The sequence below is a fragment of the Burkholderia sp. Bp8991 genome, from assembly GCF_003853795.1.
GTDB lineage: Bacteria > Pseudomonadota > Gammaproteobacteria > Burkholderiales > Burkholderiaceae > Burkholderia.
In genome coordinates this window covers 20,754-42,875 of record NZ_QTQJ01000008.1, presented here as the reverse complement: position 1 = coordinate 42,875, position 22,122 = coordinate 20,754, and the positions used below count along the sequence as shown (strand labels likewise).

18 protein-coding genes are annotated in these 22,122 nt (G+C 68.7%); 8 read left to right on the top strand and 10 right to left on the bottom strand.

Annotation, left to right across the window (positions count from 1 at the left end; genetic code table 11):
• The first annotated feature begins 59 nt into the window (after positions 1 to 59).
• Entirely contained in the window at positions 60 to 848 is a 789-nt protein-coding gene (locus DIE02_RS11245; protein ID WP_124522827.1) for a sulfite exporter TauE/SafE family protein, read from the top strand.
• Positions 849 to 1,222: 374 nt separating this feature from the next.
• Here DIE02_RS11245 and DIE02_RS11240 read toward each other — a convergent pair whose 3' ends face one another.
• From DIE02_RS11240 to DIE02_RS11225, 3 genes are all read right to left on the bottom strand, one after another.
• Positions 1,223 to 3,058, bottom strand: coding sequence for a S10 family peptidase (locus DIE02_RS11240; RefSeq protein WP_124522826.1), 1,836 nt, complete (start codon positions 3,056 to 3,058; stop codon positions 1,223 to 1,225).
• Between the two features lie 611 nt (positions 3,059 to 3,669).
• Positions 3,670 to 5,760 (bottom strand): D-(-)-3-hydroxybutyrate oligomer hydrolase, encoded by a 2,091-nt coding sequence (locus DIE02_RS11230; RefSeq protein ID WP_124522825.1) that lies wholly within the window; start codon positions 5,758 to 5,760, stop codon positions 3,670 to 3,672.
• 241 nt (positions 5,761 to 6,001) lie between these two features.
• Complete coding sequence (locus tag DIE02_RS11225; RefSeq protein WP_044844127.1) at positions 6,002 to 6,367, bottom strand: BON domain-containing protein; 366 nt, start codon at positions 6,365 to 6,367, stop codon at positions 6,002 to 6,004.
• 452 nt (positions 6,368 to 6,819) lie between these two features.
• Here DIE02_RS11225 and DIE02_RS11220 point away from each other — a divergent pair, with 452 nt between their 5' ends.
• The 3 genes from DIE02_RS11220 (at position 6,820) to DIE02_RS11210 (ending at position 10,019) form a co-directional block, all read left to right on the top strand.
• Positions 6,820 to 8,271, top strand: coding sequence for a TAXI family TRAP transporter solute-binding subunit (locus tag DIE02_RS11220; RefSeq protein WP_124488726.1), 1,452 nt, complete (start codon positions 6,820 to 6,822; stop codon positions 8,269 to 8,271).
• Positions 8,272 to 8,364: 93 nt separating this feature from the next.
• Complete coding sequence (locus DIE02_RS11215) at positions 8,365 to 9,003, top strand: 2-hydroxychromene-2-carboxylate isomerase (RefSeq protein ID WP_044844125.1); 639 nt, start codon at positions 8,365 to 8,367, stop codon at positions 9,001 to 9,003.
• Between the two features lie 68 nt (positions 9,004 to 9,071).
• Positions 9,072 to 10,019 (top strand): LysR family transcriptional regulator, encoded by a 948-nt coding sequence (locus DIE02_RS11210; RefSeq protein ID WP_044844124.1) that lies wholly within the window; start codon positions 9,072 to 9,074, stop codon positions 10,017 to 10,019.
• A 54-nt stretch (positions 10,020 to 10,073) separates the two neighbouring features.
• Here DIE02_RS11210 and DIE02_RS11205 read toward each other — a convergent pair whose 3' ends face one another.
• From DIE02_RS11205 to xdhA, 4 genes are all read right to left on the bottom strand, one after another.
• Positions 10,074 to 10,475, bottom strand: a complete 402-nt coding sequence (locus DIE02_RS11205) for a nuclear transport factor 2 family protein (protein ID WP_124522824.1) — start codon at positions 10,473 to 10,475, stop codon at positions 10,074 to 10,076.
• Between the two features lie 97 nt (positions 10,476 to 10,572).
• On the bottom strand, positions 10,573 to 11,190 hold the full coding sequence (gene xdhC / locus DIE02_RS11200; RefSeq protein ID WP_124488725.1) for a xanthine dehydrogenase accessory protein XdhC: 618 nt from the start codon (positions 11,188 to 11,190) through the stop codon (positions 10,573 to 10,575).
• A 1-nt stretch (position 11,191) separates the two neighbouring features.
• The gene (xdhB, locus tag DIE02_RS11195; protein WP_044844121.1) at positions 11,192 to 13,555 is read right to left on the bottom strand and encodes a xanthine dehydrogenase molybdopterin binding subunit; all 2,364 of its coding nucleotides are present in this window, start codon (positions 13,553 to 13,555) and stop codon (positions 11,192 to 11,194) included.
• Between the two features lie 18 nt (positions 13,556 to 13,573).
• Positions 13,574 to 15,118, bottom strand: a complete 1,545-nt coding sequence (gene xdhA / locus DIE02_RS11190) for a xanthine dehydrogenase small subunit (RefSeq protein ID WP_124488724.1) — start codon at positions 15,116 to 15,118, stop codon at positions 13,574 to 13,576.
• Positions 15,119 to 15,466: 348 nt separating this feature from the next.
• Here xdhA and DIE02_RS11185 point away from each other — a divergent pair, with 348 nt between their 5' ends.
• Positions 15,467 to 16,681 carry an MFS transporter gene (locus tag DIE02_RS11185; protein WP_124528998.1) on the top strand — a complete coding sequence of 405 codons (1,215 nt, stop codon included), beginning with the start codon at positions 15,467 to 15,469 and terminating at the stop codon, positions 16,679 to 16,681.
• Positions 16,682 to 16,708: 27 nt separating this feature from the next.
• Here the strand turns inward: DIE02_RS11185 and DIE02_RS11180 are convergent, their stop codons facing one another.
• Positions 16,709 to 17,122: an RES family NAD+ phosphorylase gene (locus tag DIE02_RS11180; RefSeq protein ID WP_260434441.1), complete on the bottom strand. Its 414-nt coding sequence runs from the start codon at positions 17,120 to 17,122 to the stop codon at positions 16,709 to 16,711.
• Positions 17,123 to 17,129: 7 nt separating this feature from the next.
• Positions 17,130 to 18,020, bottom strand: coding sequence for a DMT family transporter (locus DIE02_RS11175; RefSeq protein ID WP_124488722.1), 891 nt, complete (start codon positions 18,018 to 18,020; stop codon positions 17,130 to 17,132).
• Positions 18,021 to 18,153: 133 nt separating this feature from the next.
• On the opposite strand from DIE02_RS11175, the gene DIE02_RS11170 reads away from it, so the two are divergent.
• A complete protein-coding gene (locus DIE02_RS11170) occupies positions 18,154 to 19,089 on the top strand; it encodes an AraC family transcriptional regulator (protein ID WP_044844116.1) in 936 nt (311 codons plus the stop codon).
• Between the two features lie 68 nt (positions 19,090 to 19,157).
• On the opposite strand, the gene DIE02_RS11165 is transcribed toward DIE02_RS11170, so the two are convergent.
• Complete coding sequence (locus DIE02_RS11165; protein ID WP_124488721.1) at positions 19,158 to 20,369, bottom strand: alanine--glyoxylate aminotransferase family protein; 1,212 nt, start codon at positions 20,367 to 20,369, stop codon at positions 19,158 to 19,160.
• A gap of 234 nt (positions 20,370 to 20,603) precedes the next feature.
• Between DIE02_RS11165 and DIE02_RS11160 the strand changes: the two genes are divergently transcribed.
• Both DIE02_RS11160 and DIE02_RS11155 read left to right on the top strand, forming a co-directional pair.
• Complete coding sequence (locus tag DIE02_RS11160; protein ID WP_124522822.1) at positions 20,604 to 20,849, top strand: hypothetical protein; 246 nt, start codon at positions 20,604 to 20,606, stop codon at positions 20,847 to 20,849.
• Positions 20,850 to 21,122: 273 nt separating this feature from the next.
• On the top strand, positions 21,123 to 22,109 hold the full coding sequence (locus tag DIE02_RS11155; protein ID WP_044844114.1) for a LysR family transcriptional regulator: 987 nt from the start codon (positions 21,123 to 21,125) through the stop codon (positions 22,107 to 22,109).
• Positions 22,110 to 22,122: the final 13 nt, after the last annotated feature.

Below are 22,122 nucleotides of genomic sequence, written 5' to 3'. Positions count from 1 at the left end.
TTGATGCGCGCGCCGCGGCCGCGCGCCGCCGCCGAACGCCGCATAACCGCCTGCTTCCGATGTCGCTTCCCCATATCGATCTGCTGTACTCCCTGTCCGGCCTGTTCGTCGGCGTTCTCGTCGGCCTGACGGGCGTCGGCGGCGGTTCGCTGATGACGCCGATCCTCGTGCTGCTGTTCGGCGTCCACCCCGCGACGGCGGTCGGCACCGATCTGCTGTATGCGGCCGCGACCAAGGCCACCGGCACCCTCGTCCACGGACTGAAGGGGTCGATCGACTGGCGCATCACCGGCCGGCTCGCGGCCGGCAGCGTCCCGGCCGCGGCCGTCACGCTGTGGGTGCTGCACACGCACGGGATGAACTCGCCCGGCACCGCGCGAATGATCCAGCTGGTGCTCGGCATCGCGCTGCTGCTCACGTCGCTCGCACTGATCTTCCGGCCGCAGCTGACCGCGCTCGCCGCGCGCAATCCGCTCCCGCCGAATCCCGCGCGCACGTTCTGGTCGACCGTGCTGACGGGCGCCGTGCTCGGCGCGCTCGTGTCGATGACGTCGGTCGGCGCCGGCGCGATCGGCGTCACCGTGCTGTTGCTGCTGTACCCGCTGCTCGCGACCGCGCGCATCGTCGGCTCCGACATCGCGCACGCAGTGCCGCTCACGCTCGTCGCCGGCATGGGCCACTGGCTGCTCGGCTCGGTCGACTGGTCGATGCTGCTGTCGCTGCTGCTCGGCTCGCTGCCCGGCATCGTGCTCGGCAGCCTGCTGTCGGCGCGCGCGCCCGAGCGGCTGCTGCGCAACCTGCTCGCCTCGACGCTCGTCGCGGTCGGCGTGCGGCTCGTGCTCGCGTAAGCGGCGCGGCTGCCGCCCGCCACGGCAGACACCGCCATCTTCCCGCCCCTGACGGAAGAGATCGGCACGATTTGTCGGTGGAGAATTTCCCTCGATACAGGGACATGCATTCCCCTTTCGAGGATCAAGCCGCTGCGAATCTCACGCGGACCCGACAACGCCCCGTCGGTCGACGACTCACGGGCACCGTGGAAGATCACAGCATCGCGAGCCGCATGCGCGATGTGATGCATGACCGGCCAGCACGCGACGCCGGCACCCCGCCGCAAAAAACAGCCCGACCGGCCTGCGCCGATCGGGCTGTCGTCCATCCGGGGCCTCGCGAACTCGGGCCGCCCGGCCCACGGCCGGGCAGCGCAAGTCGCTCGCGATCCTTACTGCCCCTGCTGCTTCAACTGTTGCTGCTTCATCTGTTGCGTGCGCGCCTGCAGCTTCAGCACGCGCTGCAGCGCGGTACGGTTCGCGAGGATCCCGTCGTAGAAGTTGCCGAGGTCGCCCTTCAGCGCGGTCCGCGACGCGTCGTTCAGGTAGATCATGTGGCCCGACGGATAGTTCTTGATCGTCAGGTTCAGCGCCTTGAGCGTCGGATCGAGCGGCATCTGCGCGAGCGTCAGCTCGGTCTGGTGGAACGGCGTGACCGCATCGAAATAGCCGTTCGCCGACAGCACCTTCAGGTCCGGGTTCACGCTCATCGTCGCCGCGAGGTCACCGGCCGTGTACAGCGTATTGCCGCCGCCCCGGTTCGCGCCGGTCGGGTCGGTGTGGCTGAAGTCCCAGTTGTTGAAGACCTGGTCGTTCAGGTCCACGAACGACGACGTCGACGTGTACTTGAGGTCGGTGTTGATGTAGCTGTTCCACAGCACCGTGTACGCGCCGCCGACGTTCGTGATCGACGGATCGTTGCTGCCCGAGTTCGGCAGGATGTACGGCGCGATGCCCTTGCCCGTGAAGTTCGCGCGACCGTCGTACTGGCCGATCTGCGTGCCCGGCACGAGCGTCAGGAAGAACGTGTACGGCGGGTTGTCGTCCGACGACGGCACGTTGCCGAGCGCGGCCGGGTTGCCGAACGTCTGGATCAGCGACGTCGGATCCGTGCCGATGTACGAACCCATCTGCCGCGCGGTCTGCAGGTTCAGGTTCAGCCGCACGTTCACGAAGCCGCCGTCCTGCGGGTTCGGCTTCTGCGCGAGCGGCGCGAGCGTGTTGTCCGCGTAGTTGCGGGCCTGCACCATGTATGCGTCGAGATCGGTCGGCGTCGGGTTGAGCGTCGTCTTCTTCCAGTAGAACGCGTCGGCCGCGAGCGTCGGGAAGGTACCCGGCGCGGACAGCGCATTCGCATAGTCGAGGATCGACGACTGCAGCGTGATCCCGTTCAGGTCGATGCCGTCCTCATGCAGCACCCATGACACGACCGCGCTGCGCGCGGTGCCGTACGACTCGCCGTACAGGAACTTCGGCGAGTTCCAGCGCGAGTACTTGGTCAGGTAGCGCTGGATGAAGCGGTCGATCGAGCGTGCGTCCTGGTCGGTGCCCCAGAAATCCTTGTTCTTCGCCGGGGCGATCGCCGCCGAGTAGCCGGTGCCGACCGGGTTGATGAACACCAGGTCGGTGCGGTCGAGCAGGCTGTCCGGATTGTCGAGCAGCTTGTACGGGGCCGGCGGCGTGAAGTTCGGGAACGACGACTGCAGGCGCTTCGGCCCGTACGAGCCGAGCAGCAGGTAGACCGACGACGAGCCGGGGCCGCCGTTGTAGAAGAACGTGACCGGGCGCGGCTTCGACGGGTCCGGGTTGTCCTGCGTGTACGCGACGTAGAACATCTTCGCGTTCGGCGCCGACGTGATCGGGTCGATCGTGGTCAGGTGGCCGGTGGTGGCCGTGTACTGGACGGTCTTGCCGCCGATCGTGACCTGGCGGTGCACGACCGCGGCCCCTTCGGTCGAATCCGTGACCGCGTCGTTCGGCCCGGTGCCGTACACGTCGTTGTCGACGTACGGCTGGTCGGCCGGGACGGCGGCCGTTGCATTGGTGCTGGCCGACGTGCTGCCGTTCGACGTCGTCGCGGCTGCCGTGGTGGCGGCGGTCGGGCCCGCCCCGTCGTCGCCGCCGCATCCCGTGACGAGCAGCGCCGCGGCCGCGGCTGCGGCGAGCGGCACGCTCAGCGTCGTTCCAAATAGCGCGAAACCGTCTTTCAAGGACTTCAGTGTCGTCATTATTGCCTCTCGAACAGAACGATAAATACCGCCGGTCGCAAAGGATCATTTGCGCCGGCGCTCCGCACCGGGAGCGCATTCGTTTTGCGATGCACCCCGAGTTTTTTACCGCATCGGCGAATACCGACCGGCATGATTTACCCCACCCATATTCCGCGATCGCACAATGGAATCAATTCCATTGCAAACGACGATTCAATAATGTGCGGCACTGCGAATTCGCCCTCGCCATCCGCACGCGCGAGAAACCGCAAGCAAAAGCATCCCATGCAAAGGCCGCCAGACAAGGCGCCTTCGCTTCGAACAGACGAACGACTCCCTCGACGAAATGCCGGTCAATCGCGAAAGGGCGACCAACCGCAACTCGAGCCGATTTAATAAAATCGAAAGGATCGATTAACTATACGGAAAGGAATATTGTCTTTACGGGAATTTATTAAATTAAGTTAAAATATCGGCGCATAATAGATTCCGGATTTTCCGCCGTAAAGCGATAATTTGTTACAGCGCGTGCCATTCGGACCAAGGGCAATGCGGGACCGATTCCAGACGCTGAAAATAAAAAAGCCGGACGAGCGTCCGGCTTCCGTATCGCGGTGGGGCGGGTGCCGTCAGAGCGGCACATCGATCGCGCCCGCGCCGGCCGTGATCGCGTTCGCGCCGGGGGACGCCGAGATCGGCGGCAGGTTCGCGCTCGTCAGCGCCGGCGCGGCGCCCGGCGTGCCGCCGCGCGGCAGCGTGCGGACCACCTGTGACGGCGGCAGCGCGGCACCGTTCTTCAGGTGCCGCCACATCAGGTTCAGCGCCTGCAGGTTGTAGTAGTGGACCGGCACGAAGCGCGTGTCGAAGCCCGCGACGGGCAGGAACGCATCGAAGTGCTGCCCGTTCGTCACCTCGTAGAACACGAGCTGGCTGCGGCCGCCTTCACTGATGCCGTTCTGCGCGACGTACGCGCGCGACGCGTGATTCACGGGCACGAGCGCGTCGCTGCGGCCCTGCACGATGATCGCCGGCTTGCCCTGCAGGTTCGCGTTCACGCGCACCGCATCGACGTTCGCCGGCATGTCGAGCATCCCGTTGGTCCACAGCTGGCGCAGGCACAGCGCGCCCGCGAAACTCGCGTCGGGCGTCGCGAGCCGGTGGTCGACACCCGCACCGGTGTTGAACACGAGATTGACGCCTGCCGTCGGCGGCACGCCGTTGCCGAGGCCGAACACGGCCGGCATCGGCGAGGCGGCGGGCGGCGCCACCGCGCCCGTCGCCGCATTGGTGGTCGCGAAGCTGAAATTGCACAGGTTGTCGGTCACGCGCGAGCGCGTGTACGCGTTCGCATAGGTGACCGCGATCGCCGGAATCGCCTGCGAATCCCACATCGGCGCCTGCAGCAGGTCGGAATCCGCGAGATAGCCGGCCGCGTGCAGTTGCGCGAGCGCGTCGGCGGCCTGGCTCTGCGTATCGGCCCCCGACACGAACCCGGCCGCGGCGAGCGTCGCGCAGCGCTGCGTGCGGATCGACTGCGTGGTGGCGGCCGGCAGCGCGCTCAGGTACGGCGCGCCCGCGAGCGACGACGACGCGGCCGCACACGGCTCCAGCAGGTTCGCGAGCGTCGCGTAGTCGGCCAGCGGCCGGCCGAACGACGGCACCGGCTGGCCGCCCTCGCGCACGACCGCGTTCGGCGCCATCCGCACGTTGACTTGCGGCTCGCCGACCACGACCGCGGTGATCCAGCGGCGCGTGTCCTGCTCGGCCGCCGCGAGCGCCGCGCCGCCGCCGTTGCTGACGGACGCGGCGATCGTCGTGATGTCGCCCGGGCGGTAGCGCACGCCGTGATGCGAGCCGTCGACGAACGGCCCGAACTGTTCGTTGAGCGCCCAGTACGCGAATTCGACCGCCTGCAGCGTCGCGTGCCCCCAGTCCTGCTCGGGATTCTGTTGCGAATGCGCGTGCTTGAACGCGTAGCGGTTCGGGAAGCGGCTGTTGAACGCGGCCAGGTCGCTGCTCGTCACATTGGCGGTAAAGAGACTCGCATTGCCGGCGAGCACCGCGTCGGCGAGCGTGCCGTCGATCAGCGTGATCGTGTCGGTGCCGAGCTCGTGCGCGCCGTTGCCGCCGCCCTTGTCGTTGTACGCGACCGCGCAGCCGCGCTTGAGGCCCCACTCGCCGGCCGCCGAAATCGCGCCGTACACACCGCGCGAACCGGACGACGTCGCGGTGACGATGCACGGCTGCGCGGGGTCGAAGCTCGCGGGCACCTGCACGAGCAGCGTCACGTTCTTGCGGCCGCTGCCGTCGTCGGAATACGCGAGATATTCGGTGCCGGGAATCTTGCCTTCGCCGAGCGTGTCGTTGCCGTCGAGGTCGACGTTCGGTCCCCAGAAACGGCCGTAGCCGCCGTTGGCGCTCATGTCGACGAGCGCGCGGTAGTTCGACCAGATCGCGAGCCGGCGCAGCTCGGCGCTCGTCGGCCGCGACGGATTCGCGAACGCCGGCGCGGTGGCGGCGGCGAGGCCCGTCTTGCCGAGACCGGCAGTCAGCAGGTCGTCGCTCGTACCGTCGTAGGCGGTGGTGCGCACGCTGCCGGACACGAACCCGGGCAGCCGATTGCGTTCGGACGACTCGTCGCCGTTGCAGGCGCCGAGCAACGTGATCGCGACCAGCGCCGCGCCCCAAAGAATCCGACTGCCCCACCCGTGCGTTGTCATTGCCGCCCTCTCGATATCGTTATCGGTGCGCCGCTGCGTCGTGCGCGGCTCGCGGCCTGTCGGGAAAACGCCGGGCCGCCCAAGGTTTTCCGCCCCGAAGGAAGTTTCCTTGGGGGACGCCCGCTCCGGGGCCTGGCGCGAAGCGGCGGGCCCGGGGGGCATTCAAAAGTGCAAACGGGCCCCGGCACGCCGGGGCCCGCGTGAAAGCGGGCGCGCGGCGCTGGCGCGCCGCCGCCCGGCATCATTGCTGCTGAACCGTCAGCTTGTTCGTGACCGACGTCACGCCCTTCACGCCCTTCGCCGCCTCTTCCGCCTTGTCGATCTGTGCCTGGTCGGGCACCGTGCCCTCCAGCGAGATCGCGCCGCCCTTCGAGCGCACGACGATGTTCGCCACGTCGATGCCGCCTGCCTTCGTAATGGCCTTGCGCACCGCATAGCCGAGCTGGCGGTTGGCCTTCTTCGCGGTCTTGGCCGCCGCCTTCGGCGAGCTCGCTGCCGCGGCCGGCGCTTCGGTGGCCGCCGCATCGCTCGACTGCGCGTACACGCTGCCCGTCAGACAGGCCGCCACGGCCGCAACACCCAACGCTCTCAACACGATCGACTTCATGCTATCTCCTTGTAACTCCGGAACGGCCGTGCACAGTACGGCCGGATACCCCCAAAGGCAGCCGGCCCGCGCGCGAACGGGCGGGACGGCCGATGATTTCCACGGCGATGCGAGAGAGGCGACACGGGCCGGCGGCCGGCGCGCGCGAATGCGGGCCGGCCGGGCCGGACAGCCGCCGGCCGGGCGCGCCCGGTCTCATAACGTGCCGGGTCGTGCGCGAATCGGGCGCGGCTGCGTCGCACAATGTAATCCAGCGCCAGCCGAAGCGCAAAGCTTTTGACGCGTGGCCGCCCGCCATCCGCCCGCGCGCGCCCGTGTCCGCCGCCGCGCGACGGCGCCGGACTCGCGCACGCCGGGCGAAACCGGGTACCATCGCCGCCAGAACGCGCATCGCGTGCCTTGTCCGCGACGGCCGTCATCGCTGCGTCACGCCCGTGTCATCCGCCGACTCCATGAAGCCAGCCCGCCCCCGCCCGCCCCGCCGCATCCTCGCCCGCTTCGTCGCGGTGTCGTGGCGCGACCTCGCGCTGTCGATCGGCCCCACCGTGCTGCTCGCGGTCGCGGCGGTCTGGTTCGCGGTCAAGCTGATCCAGCCGGCGCCGCCGTCCACGCTCGTGATTTCGTCCGGCCCGCCCGGCAGCACCTACTGGAACGCCGCGCAGAAATACAAGGCGATCCTCGCGAAGAACGGCGTCACGCTCGACGTCCAGTCATCCGAAGGATCCGCGCAGAACCTCGCGCGGCTGTCGAATCCGGACGCGCCGGTCGACGTCGGCTTCGTGCAGAGCGGCATCGGCCCGAAGGAGCGCGATGAACACCTGGTCTCGCTCGGCAGCATCGGCTACGTGCCGCTCGCGATCATGTACCGCGGGCCGGTGGTCGCACGCCTGTCCGACTTCAAGGGCAAGCGGCTCGCGCTCGGCGCGGAAGGCAGCGGCGCGCGCGAATTGAGCCTGGCGCTGCTGAAGATGAACGGCATCGTGCCGGGCGGCTCGACCGAACTGCTGCCGACCGCCGGCGAGGACGCCGCGGCCGCGCTGCTCGACGGCAAGATCGACGCCGCGTTCCTGTCCGGCGACTCGACGCAGATCCCGGTGATGGCGAAGCTGTTCCGCGCGCCCGGCGTGCACGTGTACTCGTTCACGCAAGCCGAGGCCTACGCGCGGCGCTTTCCGTACCTGACCGCGATCACGCTGCCGATGGGCGTCTACGATCTCGGCCTCAACCTGCCGCCCGCCGACATCCACACGGTCGCGCCGACGATCGAGCTGGTCGCGCGCGATACGCTGCACCCCGCGCTGTCCGACCTGCTGATCGAGGCCGCGCGCGAAGTGCACGGCCACGCGACGATCCTGCAGCACGCGGGAGAATTCCCGTCGGCCGTCACACGCGGCTTCCCGCTGTCCGACGACGCGGGGCGCTATTACAAGTCGGGCAAGTCGTTCCTGTACCGGCGGCTGCCGTTCTGGGTCGCGAGTCTCGTCGACCGGCTGCTCGTCGTCGTGGTGCCGCTGATCGTCGTGCTGATCCCCGGGTTGCGGCTGGTGCCGTCGCTGTACGGCTGGCGCGTGCGTTCGCGCATCTACCGCTGGTACGGCGCGCTGATCGCGCTCGAGCGCCGCGCGCTCGGCGAGCATACGGCCGAAGAGCGCGTCCAGCTGCTCGACGAACTCGACGACATCGAGGAAGCCGTGAACCGGATGAAGATGCCGCTTGCGTACGCGGGGCAGTTCTACGTGCTGCGCGAGCACATCGGCTTCGTGCGCGAGCGGCTCACCGCGCACGATCACGACGTCGCATCGGGCACGCCGGGCACACCCGGCGCCGGCGGCCGTGCAGCGGCGCGCGGCGGCGCGGCGGCGCCGGCCGGCGAGCCCCCCCGGGCGACTCCCGGTTCCGCATGAGCGGCCGATCCGCGATCATTGCTGCATCCGCGCGCCGCAACGTAACATGAAGGCCGCCGCCAGGCGCGCACGCCCCACCCTCTGGAGATCGCCATGACAACCGGCCTCGACACTGCCCAGCCTGCCTGGTTCTTCGACTTCGTGTCGCCGTTCTCCTACCTGCTGCTCGAACAGCACGACAAGTGGCCCGACGTGCCGTTCGACCCCGTCGCCGTGTCGCTGCCCGACCTGCAGCGCCACTGGGGGCAGCGCCCGAGCGCCGACGTGCCGGCCAAGCGCGTGTTCACGTACCGCCACGCGCTGTTTCGCGCCGAACAGCTCGGCATCCGCTTCAAGATGCCGCCCGCGCATCCGTTCGACTCCGACAAGGTGCTGCGCCTCGCGATCGCGCTGCGCGCCGACATCGCGACCGTGCTGGAAATGTTCCGCTTCATCTGGCACGACGGCAACGATCCGTCGACGCCGGACGGGTTCGCGGCGCTGTGCGAGCGCGTCGGCGTCGGGCATGGCGACGAGCTGATCGAATTCGAGGAGACGAGCGCGCAGTTGCGCCGCAACACCGACGACGCGATCGCGCTCGGCGTGTTCGGCGTACCGACCTTCTGGATGAATCAGCAGCTGTTCTGGGGCGAGGACGCGCTGCCGATGGTGCTGTACTGCGCGCGCACGCCGAACTGGCTCGAGTCGCGCGAGGTCAAGCGGATCAGCGTGCTGCCGAAGGGGCGCACGTGATGGCCGGTATCACGCACGGCAACGTGCGGCTGCGGTAAGGTTACGCTTCTCCCGAACACCGCTCGCCGATGGAAGACGACGATCGTACCGCCTCGCTCGATATCTGGCTCGTGCGCGTATTGCGCACGCTGCTGCTCGAGCGCAGCGTCACGCAGGCCGCGCTGCGCCTGAACCAGACCCAGCCCGCGATCAGCACCGCGCTGCGCAAGCTGCGCGAGACGCTGAACGACCCGATTCTCGTGCGCGGCAAATCCGGGATGGTGCCGACCGAGTACGGCGCATCGCTGCTCGGTGCCGCGTCGCGCGCGCTGCGCGAGGTCGACTTCATCGCGACGCCGCACGGCGACTTCGATCCATCGTCCGCGCGGCGCACGTTCCGCGTCGCCGCGCCCGACTACCTCAACGATTTCTTCATGCCGACGCTGATCGAGCGCTTTCGCGACGCGGCGCCGCATGCGCATCTGGAAATCGACTCATTGAATCCCGCGCTCGATCACGCGGAGGCGCTCGAATCGGGCGCGCTCGATCTCGTGATCGGCAACTGGCCGAAGCCCGACCCGCGGTTCGCGCGCCAGGACCTGTTCTCCGACACGATCGTGTGCCTGATGCGCGACGCGCATCCGCTCGCCCGCGAACCGCTCACGCGCGAAGCGTACGCGTCGGCCGCGCACGTCGCGCCGACGCCGTACACCGGCGACAAGCGCAACGCGATCGAGATCGGCCTCGCCCGCGCCCGCCTCACGCGACGGATCGTGACGACGCTGCCGTACTTCGGCATCGTGCCGCAGGTGCTGCTGCAGTCGGACCTGATCTTCACGACGACGCGCCGCTTCGCGACGCACTACGCGCAGCTGCTGCCGCTCGTCGTCGTCGCGCCGCCCGTGCCGTTCCCGCGCATCAAGAGCTACCTGCTCACGCACCCGCACCCCGATCGCCCGACCGACATCGCGTGGCTGTGTGCGCTGATGCAAAGCGTGTCCGACGAGCTGACCGCCGCACGCGGCCGCAAGCGCTGAAGCGGCGCTCAACCCGCGCGGAATCGCCCGCGCACGATCACGCGGCGCGGCCGCTCAGGCCGTGCAGAAGGTTTCCTGCAGATGAGTCCAGCGCACGACGCCTGCCGCGTCGCGCGCGAACACGGCGGTCGCGCGACGCGCGGGCAGTTCGCCCGACGCCGCCTGCTGCGCTTCAAGATAGGTGAGCACCGCATGCGACGCGTCTGCCGCGAGCACGCGGATGTCCGACAGTTTGATGCGCAGCCCCGGCTTCGCGCCGCCGAGCTTCGCGAACAGCGCGCGCGTGTCGTCGCGGTCGAACGCGCGACCGTCGGTCATGATCATCGTGAATTCGGCGGAGAAAGGCGCGAGCAGCGCATCGAGCGCCGCGGGGGAAGTATCGGCGCCGGACAGCCAGCGCTCGATGACGACGAGGCTCGCATCGAGCGCATCGAGATAGACCTGATGATCGGACATGGTACCTGCACGAAAGAACGCGCGGCCCGCTGCCGCGCGATCCGTGCAGTGTAGGCAAAAACGCGCGGACGTGGGTCGGGCGTGCCGCCCCTGATCGTTACCGTGCGCAGCGCGCGTCGTCGCGCAAGCGCCCCGCCGCGGCCGCCTTCGCATCGGCCACCGGCATGCCCGAGCGGGCCTGCAGCAGTTCCGCGCAGACGGCCACCGCGATCGCACCGGGCGCCTTGTCGACGATGCCCGCGACGCCGATCGGACACACCATCTCGGTGAGCCGCGCCGGATCGACGCCGCGCGCGGCGAGCCGGCGCTCGAACTTCACGCGCTTGGTACGCGAACCGATCATCCCGAAGTACGCGAAGTCGCGCCGCCGCATGATCTGCACGGCGAGCGAGAAGTCGAGCGCGTGGTTGTGCGTCATCACGAGGAAGTACGCGCCGGGCGGCGCCGCGTCGACGACGGCCTCGGGTATGTCGGTCGGCTCCGGCTGCACGTTCGGCGGACATTCGTCCGGGAACAGCTCGTCGCGCGTATCGACCCACTGCACGACGCACGGCAATGCGCCGAGCAGCGTGACGAGCGCATGGCCGACGTGCCCCGCGCCGAACAGCACGATGTGCATCGGCGCGGACGTACCGGTCGCGCGGTTGCGCTGGCCGGTACCCTGCGCGAATGCCGGGGTCGTCGCGGTGCGAAACGAACGTGCAGGCCCGTTCATCTCAACCTGCCTGACCGGCGCGCGCAGCACGCACCGCAGTGATCGCGCGCAGGATCGACTCGCCGGTGGCCGGCGCGTCGAGCGGCGGATTCACCCGGTAGTCGCCGACCGCGGCAATCGCGTCACGCACCGCGAAGAACACCGAGAACGGCAGCAGCAGCGGCGGTTCGCCGACGGCCTTCGAACGATGGATGCTGTCCTCCACGTTGCGGTTCTGGAACAACCGCACGTTGAATTCGGGCGGCGTGTCGTTGACGGTCGGAATCTTGTACGTGGACGGCGCATGCGTCATCAGCTTGCCGCCCTTGTTCCACCACAGCTCCTCGGTCGTGAGCCAGCCCATTCCCTGGATGAACGCGCCTTCGACCTGGCCGATGTCGAGCGCCGGGTTCAGCGATGCGCCCACGTCGTGCAGCGCGTCGACGCGCAGCGTGCGCATCTCGCCCGTCAGCGTGTCGATCACGACCTCCGACACGGCCGCGCCGTACGAGTAGTAGTAGAACGGCCGGCCCTGCAGCTTCGACTGATCCCAGTACAGCTTCGGCGTCGCGTAGAAGCCGTCGGACCACAGCTGCACGCGCGCGAGATACGCCTTCGCGATCACCTCGCCGAACGGCACGCTCGCGCCGCCGATCCACACGAAGTCGTTGCCGAACTTCACGTCGGCCGCATCGACCTTGCCGTCGCCGAACTGCTTCGCCGCGAACGCCGCGAGGCGCTCGCGCAGCTGGCGCGCCGCATCCTGCGCGGCCTTGCCGTTCAGGTCGGAGCCCGTCGACGCAGCCGTCGCGGACGTGTTCGCGACCTTGCTCGTGTCGGTCGCCGTCACGCGGATCCGGCCGAAGCGGATGCCGAGCTCGTGCGCGACGACCTGCGCGACCTTCGTGTTGAGCCCCTGCCCCATCTCCGTGCCGCCGTGGTTCACGAGCACCGAGCCGTCGGTGTAGATGTGCACCAGCGCGCCCGCCTGGTTGAAGTGCGTGACGTTGAACGCGATGCCGAACTTCACCGGCGTGAGCGCGATGCCCTTCTTCAGCACCGTGTTGCGTGCGTTGAATTCGCGCACGCCCGCGCGCCGCGCGCGGTAGTCGCTCGTCGACTCGAGTTCGCCGAGCAGTTCGTGCAGCACGTTGTCCTCGACCGTCTGCCCGTAAGGCGTCACGTTGCGCTCGGTCTTGCCGTACAGGTTCGCGTAGCGCACGTCGAGCGGATCGCGGCCGAGCGCGCGCGCGACGTCGTCGAGGATGTACTCGATTGCGAACGCGCCCTGCGGGCCGCCGAAGCCGCGGAACGCGGTGTTCGACTGCGTGTTGGTCTTGCCGCAGTAGCCGGCGATGTCGACGTCGCCGAGCCAGTACGCGTTGTCGAAGTGGCACACCGCGCGCGTCATCACCGGGCCCGACAGGTCCGCCGAGAAGCCGCAGCGCGACGTCATGTCGAGCGCGACGCCGTCGAGGCGGCCGTCGTCGTCGTAGCCGACGTCGAAGCGGTAATGGAAATCGTGTCGCTTGCCGGTGATCATCATGTCGTCGTCGCGGTCCGGACGCAGCTTCACCGGGCACAGCAGCTTCCACGCGGCGAGCGCCGCGCAGCATGCGAACAGGCCCGACTGCGATTCCTTGCCGCCGAACCCGCCGCCCATCCGGCGGCATTCGACCAGCACGTTGTGCGACGCGACGCCGAGCACGTGCGCGACGAGGTGCTGCATCTCGCTCGGGTGCTGCGTCGAGCAGTACACGTGCATCCCGTCGTCGTCCTTCGGCACCGCGTACGCGATCTGCCCTTCCAGGTAGAACTGCTCCTGGCCGCCGAGCAGCATCTCGCCCGACTCGCGATGCGGCGCGGCGGCGAGCCGCGCGGCCGCGTCGCCGCGCGCGAGTTTCAGCGGCGGGATCACATAGGTTTCGGCCTGCCGCGCTTCCTGCGCGGTCAGGATCGCGGGCAGCTCCTCGTAGTCGACCTGCGCGCGGCGCGCGGCGAGCCGCGCGGTTTCGTGCGACGTCGCGACGACGATGAACATCGGCTGGCCGACGAACTGCACGATGCCTTTGGCGAGTACCGGATCGTCGTGGATGATCGGGCCGCAATCGTTGACGCCGGGGATGTCGTCGGCCGTGAACACGGCGACCACGCCGGGCGTCGCGCGCACCGCGTCGAAATTCATCGACACGATCTTCGCGTGCGGCTTCGCGGACAACCCGAGCGCAGCGTGCAGCGTGCCCGCGACGAGCGGGATGTCGTCGGTGTAGGTCGCGCGCCCGCTCACGTGCAGGTGCGCGGATTCGTGCGCGCGCGAGACGTGCACCTGCGCCGCGTCGGCCTGCGGGTCGAGGGTGTTCAGGAACGGTTCTGCTTGCTGGTTCATGTTCGGTGTTCTCCCTCGTCAGACGCGCGCCGCGTCGTCGGCAACTTCGGCGGCCACTTCACGCACGTTCAGCGCCTGCGGCGGCAGCGGGTCGTGCGGGCGCGTCTCCAGCCAGAATCGGTACATCAGGTTCTTCGCGGTATCGAGGCGATACGCGCTCGTCGCACGCATGTCGGTGAGCGGCTGGTAGTCGCGCTCGAGCGCCTGCATCGCGGCCTGCGCGGTGGCTTCGTGCCACTGCGCGCCGTCGAGCAGGCTCTCCGTATGCGTCGCGCGCTTCGGCGTCGCGGCCATCCCGCCGAACGCGATGCGCGGCTCGCGGATCAGCTCGCCGTCCGCGATGAACGCGAACGCCGCGCACACCGCCGAAATGTCGGAGTCGAAGCGCTTCGACAGCTTGTAGGTGCGGAACTGCAGCTTCGCGCGCGCACCGGTGCGGGTCGGCACCTTCAGGCCGACGACGAATTCGTGCGGCGCCATGTCCTTTTGCTGATAGCCGGTGTAGAGCGCCTCGAGCGGCAGCTCGCGCACCGTGTCGCCGCCGCGCAGCACGACCCGCGCGCCGAGCGCGATCAGGCCCGGCATCGAGTCGCCGATCGGCGAGCCGTTCGCGACGTTGCCGCCGATCGTCCCCGCGTTGCGGATCGGCAGCGACGCGAAGCGCTTCCACATTTCGGTCAGTTCCGGATACGTGCCGGCGAGTGCCGCATAGCCGTCCTCGACCGTCACGCCCGCGCCGATCTCGATCCAGTCGTCGCCGTGCACGACGGTCCGCAGTTCGGCGATCTGGCCGACGTAGATCAGGTCGTCGAGGCGACGCATCTGCTTGGTGACCCACAGGCCGATGTCGGTGCTGCCGGCGAGCAGCCGTGCATCCGGGCGCTCGACCTTCAGCGCGGCCAGCGCGTCGAGCGTGCGCGGCGCGGCGAAGCGCGCGCCGTCGCGCGTCGTGTAGTCGAACGTGTCGTCACGCTTGAGCGACGCGAGCGTGCGAGCCAGCGCGGCCGTATCGACCGGTGCCGTCGGCGCCGGCGCACCGAACATCTGCACGGCCGCATCGACGATCGGGCGATAGCCGGTGCAGCGGCACAGGTTGCCGGTGAGCGCATCGGCGATCTCGGTGCGCGTCGGCACGTCCTTCGCCTTCGCGCACGTGCCGGCGCAGCCTTCATGGCCGTGCTTCTCGTACAGCGCCCACATCGACATCACGAAACCGGGCGTGCAGAACCCGCATTGCGAGCCGTGGCAATCGACCATCGCCTGCTGCACCGGATGCAGCGAACCGTCCGGCTGGCGCAGGTCTTCCACCGTCAACAGCGCCTTGCCGTCGAGCGTGGGCAGGAACTGGATGCAGGCATTGACGGCCTTGAACGCGACCGTACCCGTGTCGGTCAGCTCGCCGACGACGACCGTGCACGCGCCGCAGTCGCCTTCCGCGCAGCCTTCCTTGGTGCCGGTGCAGTGCGCATCCTCGCGCAGGTACTGCAGCACGGTGCGGGTGACGTCCGCGCCGCTGACTTCGCGGACCGCGTGACGATGGTAGAAGCGGATCGGCTCACTCATGTCTCTATCGTTCTTCCGGTGGGGGCAAGGCGGCCTGCGCGGGGCGCTCGACCGACGTTTCTCTGACAGTTTGCACGCTATCACCGTCAAATTCCGCAACCCATAGCCCATCACGCATGGGGCCCATATAACTGCCGCGATATGCGCGCCGCGGCCGCCCGGCAGGCGTCGGGCGCCTTGCCCGGCCTGGGTTCCGGCCTGCCCGCAGCGGTCCGTCAGCCATTCTTCGACGATGAAAATGGGTCGCGATTAACTAAATGGTACCTGCGTGAAAACCGGTTCCATGGGAAAATCCCGATTCCGTTTTTCGCCGCTTTCCGCTCCGTTTCGCCCATTCGATCCGACCCCATGTCAACCGATTCCGCCACACCGCCGCGCACCGGGTTTGCCGTCACGCTGCAAATCGTGTCCGTCGTCTGTTTCACGTTCATCTGCTATCTGACCATCGGCCTGCCGCTCGCGGTGCTGCCGGGCTTCGTCCATGACGACCTCGGTTTTTCCGCGATCGTCGCGGGCGGCGCGATCAGCGTCCAGTATTTCGCGACGCTCGCGTCGCGCCCGCTCGCCGGGCGCTTCGCCGATACGCTCGGGCCGAAGCAGACGGTGCTGCGCGGGCTGATCGGCTGCGGCGTGTCGGGCGTGCTGCTGCTCGTCGCGCTGCTGCTGGCTCACTGGCCGGTCGCGAGCCTCGTGCTGCTGGTCGCGAGCCGGCTCGTGCTCGGCGTCGGCGAGAGCCTGTGCGGCACCGGTGCGATCCTGTGGGGCATCGGGCGGGTCGGCGTCGCGCACAACGCGAAGGTGATCTCGTGGAACGGCATCGCGACCTACGGGGCGCTCGCGCTCGGCGCGCCGGTCGGCGTCGCGATCGCGCACACGCTGAATCCGGCGCTGATCGGCGTGATCGTGATCGCGCTCGCCGCGATCGGCTTCTATCTCGCGCGCCTGATCGCTTCCGTGCCGCTCGTGCACGGCGAACGGATGTCGTATGCGAGCGTGTTTACGCGCGTGCTGCCGCACGGCCTCGGCCTCGCGCTCGGCTCGGCCGGCTTCGGCTCGATCGCGACCTTCGTCACGCTGTACTACGCGGCGCGCCACTGGCCGAACGCCGCGCTGTCGCTGACCGTGTTCGGCACGCTGTTCATCGGCGCGCGGCTGCTGTTCGCGAATACGATCAAGACCCACGGCGGCTTCCGCGTCGCGATCGTGTCGTTCGCGTTCGAATGCTCGGGCCTCTTGCTGCTGTGGCTCGCACCCGTGCCGCACGTCGCGCTCGTCGGCGCCGCGCTGACCGGCTTCGGCTTCGCGCTGATCTTCCCGGCGCTCGGCGTCGAGGCCGTGGCGCTCGTCCCGCCGGCGAGCCGCGGCGCGGCGCTGTCCGCGTATTCGGTGTTTCTCGACCTGTCGCTCGGCATCACGGGCCCGCTCGCCGGCTATGTGGCCGGTGCGTTCGGTTATCCGCAGGTGTTCCTGTTCGCGGCGGTGGCCGCGGCGGCCGGCGTCGCGCTGTCGATGGTGCTGTACCAGCGGCAGGCGCGGCTCGCCGGGAGCGGCGCGGCGGCGTGAGTCGTGCTGCCGCGCGCGCAACGCCGTTCAACGCAGCAACACGTTGAAGTCGCGCAGCACGCGGACGGCTTGAGGATGACGCCGGAACGGAACGGCGTCCCGGAGCGAGAGCTTGGGTTCGGCACGATCGAAGAGCACGAGGGCTTCCGACGTGTTCAGATGGCGGGACATGTACAGGAACCCGTCGACCCGCCGCTGATGCCGGTGGACGGCCAGCGACCACTGCTGCGGAACGTCGTACGGCACGATCGTCGACAACGCACCGTCGCCGCCAAGGTTCTTCAGCGGCAAGCCATGCAGGACGGCCACGGCCAACGGCGCACCGTCGAATGAAAGCACGTAGCGATCGAGCTCGGTCGTGACGAGCGGGAAACCGCCCAGCACCAGATCGGCGACTTCGTCGTGCAGCACCGTCTCCGCGAATGCGCAAGAGTGCCTGATGCCCCGGTCAAGCCACGCGCAGGAACAACCGGCGCGTCAGGTCGAACGCAACAAGATTGCCGGCCAGCACGAGCAGCAGCCCGATCACCGCGAGCGGCGACCACTGGTAGCCCTCGAAGACCGTCGACACGGCCAGCGCGACGATCGGGAACAGCACCGTGCAGTACGCCGCGCGCTCCGGCCCGATCCGCCCGACGAGCGTCAGGTACGCGGTGAACCCGATCACCGAGCCCGGCACGGCCAGATAGACGAGCGCGCCGAGATAACGCGGGCTCGGGTCGATCATGAACGGCAGCCCGGCCACCGCACTGCCGACCGTCAGGATCGCCGCGCCGATCAGCATCGCCCAGCCGTTGGTCGCGAGCGGATGCAGCCCCATCGATTGCATCCGGCTCGACAGCAGGTTGCCGGCCGAGAAGCACATCGTGCCCGCGAACGCGATCGCGAGGCCCGTCCAGGTCGCGTGATCGTCGAGGTGGCCGGCCATCTGCTGCCAGAACAGGCAGGCGATGCCGGTCAGCCCGAGCAGCGCGCCGGCAATCGCGGACGGCCGCAGCGGGCGGCCCATGAACAGCCGGCCGTTGATCGAATTCAAGAGCGGCGCGGTCGAGAAGATCACCGCGACGAGGCCGCTCGGCACGACCTGCTCCGAGTAGTAGAAGCACAGGAAATTCAGGCAGAACAACGCGAAGCCCTGCGCGACGAGGTAGCGCCACGCCTCGCGCGGCGGACGCACCGGCCGGCGCATCACGCGCAGCAGCGCGAACAGCACGGCGGCCGCGAGCCAGAAGCGCCACGCGATCGACACGGGCGGCGGCACGGCGCCGAGCTGCCATTTGATCGCGATCCAGGTGGTGCCCCAGATCAGCACGGTGACGAAATAAAGCGACAGGTTCATGGCGGCAACGAAGCGAAACGAGTGAAACGGACTCAGACTGTGCCGCCGCCCCGCCCGCGCGGATTGTCCGGAATTGCGGTCTTTTTCGGGCGGCCGCACGGCGCGTCGCGCGCGCGCTTATACTCGTCGCACCATGAGTCCGCCCCTGTACGCCCCGCCCGCCGATCACGCCGCCGCCCTTGCCGGCGGTGCGATGCCGTTCGGCCTGCAGTCGGTGTGCCGCACGCTCGCCGAGGCGAACGCGACGCTCGAGCGCTTCACGTGGCTCGGCGATCATCTCGCGATCGCCGAATGGACGCGCATCACCGACGAAAGCGAGACGATCTACGAACAACCGGGCCACCACACGCTGTCGTGCTATCTCGACGGCGGCTACCGGACGGAGCGCGAACGCGTGCCGCGCTACGGCGCGCCGAGCCTGCTGTGCACGCTGCCGGGGGACCATGAATCGCGCTGGTGGGTGCGCGGCGAGATGCACTTCATCCACCTGTACTTCCTGCCCGAGCACTTCACGCAGCGCGCGATCCGCGAACTCGATCGCGAGCCGCGCGAGCTGAAGCTCGCCGACCGCACCTATTTCGAGGATGCGCGCGTCGCGGCGCAGTTCCGTTCGCTCGCGCTGGAGCGCTGGGACGATGCCGACGGGCGGCTGCGCGTGAACGAGGCCGCGCACGACGTACTGAGCCTGCTACTGCGCGGCCAGAGCACGACGCGCACCGACGTGCCGTTCCGCGGCGGACTCGCGCCGGCCGTGCGCCGCCGCGTGCGCGACTACATCGACAGCTACCTGTCGCAACCGCTGACGCTCGGCGAACTGGCGGAGGTCGCCGCGCTGTCCGAATATCACTTCTCGCGGATGTTCCGGCTGTCGTTCGGCCGCGCGCCGCACGCGTGGGTGGCCGAGCAGCGGCTCGCGCGGGCGCGCCTGCTGCTGCGCACGACGGCGCTGCCGCTCGCGCAGGTCGCGGCCGAATGCGGCTACGCGAACGCCGGCCACTTCAGCCATCGCTTTCGCGACGCGCACGGCACGACGCCGAACGCGTACCGGCGCGCGATGCAGGGCGGCTGAGCCCCGCGCGCACCTTCAACGTGCCGGCTGGCGCAGCGCGCACCCGGCACGCATCACCGTCTCCCTGCTTACGCGCCCCGCTGCGACAATTCCTGCTCGAGCGCGGCCACGCCGGCCGGCAGGTCCACCGGCACCTTCAGGTCGATCATCGTGCGGCCGAACGCATGCAGCGTGCGGAACAGGTTGTGTTCGCGGCACTGTTCGCCCATCTGCCCGATCCGCACGATCGGCAGCCCGAACGAGCCCGAGATCTCGACCTGGTACTGCTTCGAGATATGGCCGCACACCATCCCGGGCGTGAGCCCTTCGGGCGTCTCGATCCCGACCACCGAATTGAGCCGGCAGTCCTTCGGCGCATAGAGCGCGAGCCCCATCGCCTCGACGCCCGCCTGCAACGCGAGCGAGCAGCGCAGGTGGCGCGCGAAGCGGCTTTCGAGCGTCTCCGCGCAGACGAGCCGCAGCGCCTCGTGCAGCGCGAGCACGCCCGACACCGGCGCCGTGTAGTGGTAGCCCGCGTTGTGCCAGAAGTTCTCCGCGAGCGCCATGTCGAGGCACCAGTGCGCATTCGGTTCCGGACGCTGCTTCATCCGGTCCCACGCGGCGTCCGAGAACGCGATCAGCGATACGCCGGGAATCGACGACAGCCCCTTCTGGCCGCCCGTGATCACCGCATCGATGCCCCACGCGTCCATCTCGAGCGGCATCGTCGACAGCGTGCACACCGCGTCGACGACGACCAGCGCGCCGGCCGCCTTCGCGAGCGCCGCGATGTCGCGCAGCTCGCGGTTCCACACGGTGTTCGACGTCTCGCCCTGCACGATCGTGACGATCTCGGGCCGCTCGCGCGCGATCGCGTCCGCGATCTCGTCGAGGCTCGCGACCGAGCGGTCGGCCACTTCGAGCGTGGCGACGTCGGCGCCGACGCGCGTGGCCATCTCGGCCATCCGCGCACTGAAGAAGCCGTTGCGGATCGACAGCACGCGCGTGCCGCGCCACGCGAGGTTCGAGATCGCCATTTCCATCGCGGCGGAACCGGGGCCGGCGACGCCGAGCACCCACTTCGTGCGGGTCTGGAATACGTAGCGCGCCATCTCCTTCACCTGCTCGATGATCTTCGCCATCGTCGCGCCGAGGTGGTTGATCACGATCGTGTTCGCCTTCGCGACGGCGGCCGGGATCGGGACCGGGCCGGCCCCCATCATCAGCAGCGGTTCTTCAGGCAGGATCGCGTCGAGCGGCACGACGACGGGACAGGGAATCGGCGAGTAATCGATGGACATGGCTGGTAAAAGAGGAACGGAGAAAACGCTCGGACGTCGTTCGCCGCACGGCACGGCGAACTGATCGATCATTCCGCGTTCCGCGCCCGTGCGCAAGAGGCACGCGCGCCCGGACAGCGTGACGCTGGCCCGGTCGACGGACCGGGCCAGCCGGCCGCGCCCGCGTCGCACGACCGGGTTTCGTATTGCCGCGGCATTGCCGGCCGCATGCGAAACGGTTCCAACGGACGGTCGATGCCCGCGATTTTCTCCGGCAATATTGAGATGCGCATCCTGACGCCCGTGTTCAGCATGCCGCATGCATCTACCGGAATACCGGTCACCACGATAAAAATCGCGCGACTGGCATCGGCACACGAAAACCAGACCGGCACAAAAACATCCACTATCGCAGCATCTATTGGTGAGCGATTTCACCCATTACCGCACGACGTCGCATCCAGACCGCATCAACACATTGATTTATATGAGCAATATTAAAATACAAGGCGGACCTTCCGAATACACGCCGGACTAACCCAGGCGCATGCCAGCGCCGCCGATCCGTTAAATCGATACCCGCGATTTCGATTTTACGCAAGCCGCCCCTTTTCTCAGGTTGACGATATCGCTTCCGTAATGAACAATCGTCTGCAGAATCGAAAACCGATTTTTCGAGACGAACGAGACCCGGGGGTTGCGCGACGGTTTTCCAGGTCGTTTGACGAAAAATCCCAACCAAAATCAATCAACCGGGCCAGAAATTCGCGAGCCATGAACCAGATTCAGACCATGCGTGTGTTCGTCTGCGTCGCCGAGCAGCAGAGCTTCCGGCGCGCGGCGCACCATCTAGGCGTGTCCAACGCGCTCGTCACGCGCTCGATCGCGATGCTCGAGTCTCACCTGAACACGCGGTTGATCCACCGCACCACGCGCAACCTGTCGCTGACCGAGGCCGGCCTGCGCTACCTCGACGGCTGCCGTGCGCTGCTCGAGGAATTCGACCATCTCGAGGCATCCGTCGCGCACGCGGTGCGCGAGCCGGCCGGCACGCTGCGCGTCGTCGCATCGGGCCTGCTGTCGCCGCTCGCGCTGACGCCGCTCGTCAGCAGTTTCCGGCACCGCTACCCCGAATTGCGCGTGCAGCTCACCGTCGCCGAGGGGCCGCTCGACGTGCTCGATTCGGGCTACGACGTCGGCATCGTGACCGGCAACCGGCTCGACGGCAACCCGACGCTGATCGGCCACGCGCTCACGCCGAACCCGTTCGTCGCCTGCGCGGCGCCCGCCTATCTCGAACGGCGCGGCGAGCCGCGCGCACCCGACGACCTGCCGGGCCACGACTGGGTCGCGCTCGCGCCGCACCAGCATGCGCCCGCGTGGCGGCTGGTCGGCCACGACGGCGTCACGCATTCGGTCACGGTGCGCCCGACCTGCACGGTCAACCAGCTGGCGCTCGTGCACGCTGCAACCGTCGCCGGGTCCGGCATCGCGGTACTGCCCGAGCCGAGCGTCGCCGACGCACTCGCCACCGGCACGCTGGTGCGGCTGTTGCCCGCTTACCGGATCGACGACCCGGACGCGCAGCTGTCGCTCGTCTACCCGAACCGCCAGTACGTGCCGGCCCGCACGCGCAGCTTCGTCGAGCATGCGCTCGAGCATTTCGGCGCGCAGACGGCCCGCGAGCGGACCGGCTACGGCTTCCTGCACACGCCCGATCGCGCCGAGATCGTCGCGGGCCGGCAGACGGGCCTGCAGTAAACTGCACGCGACA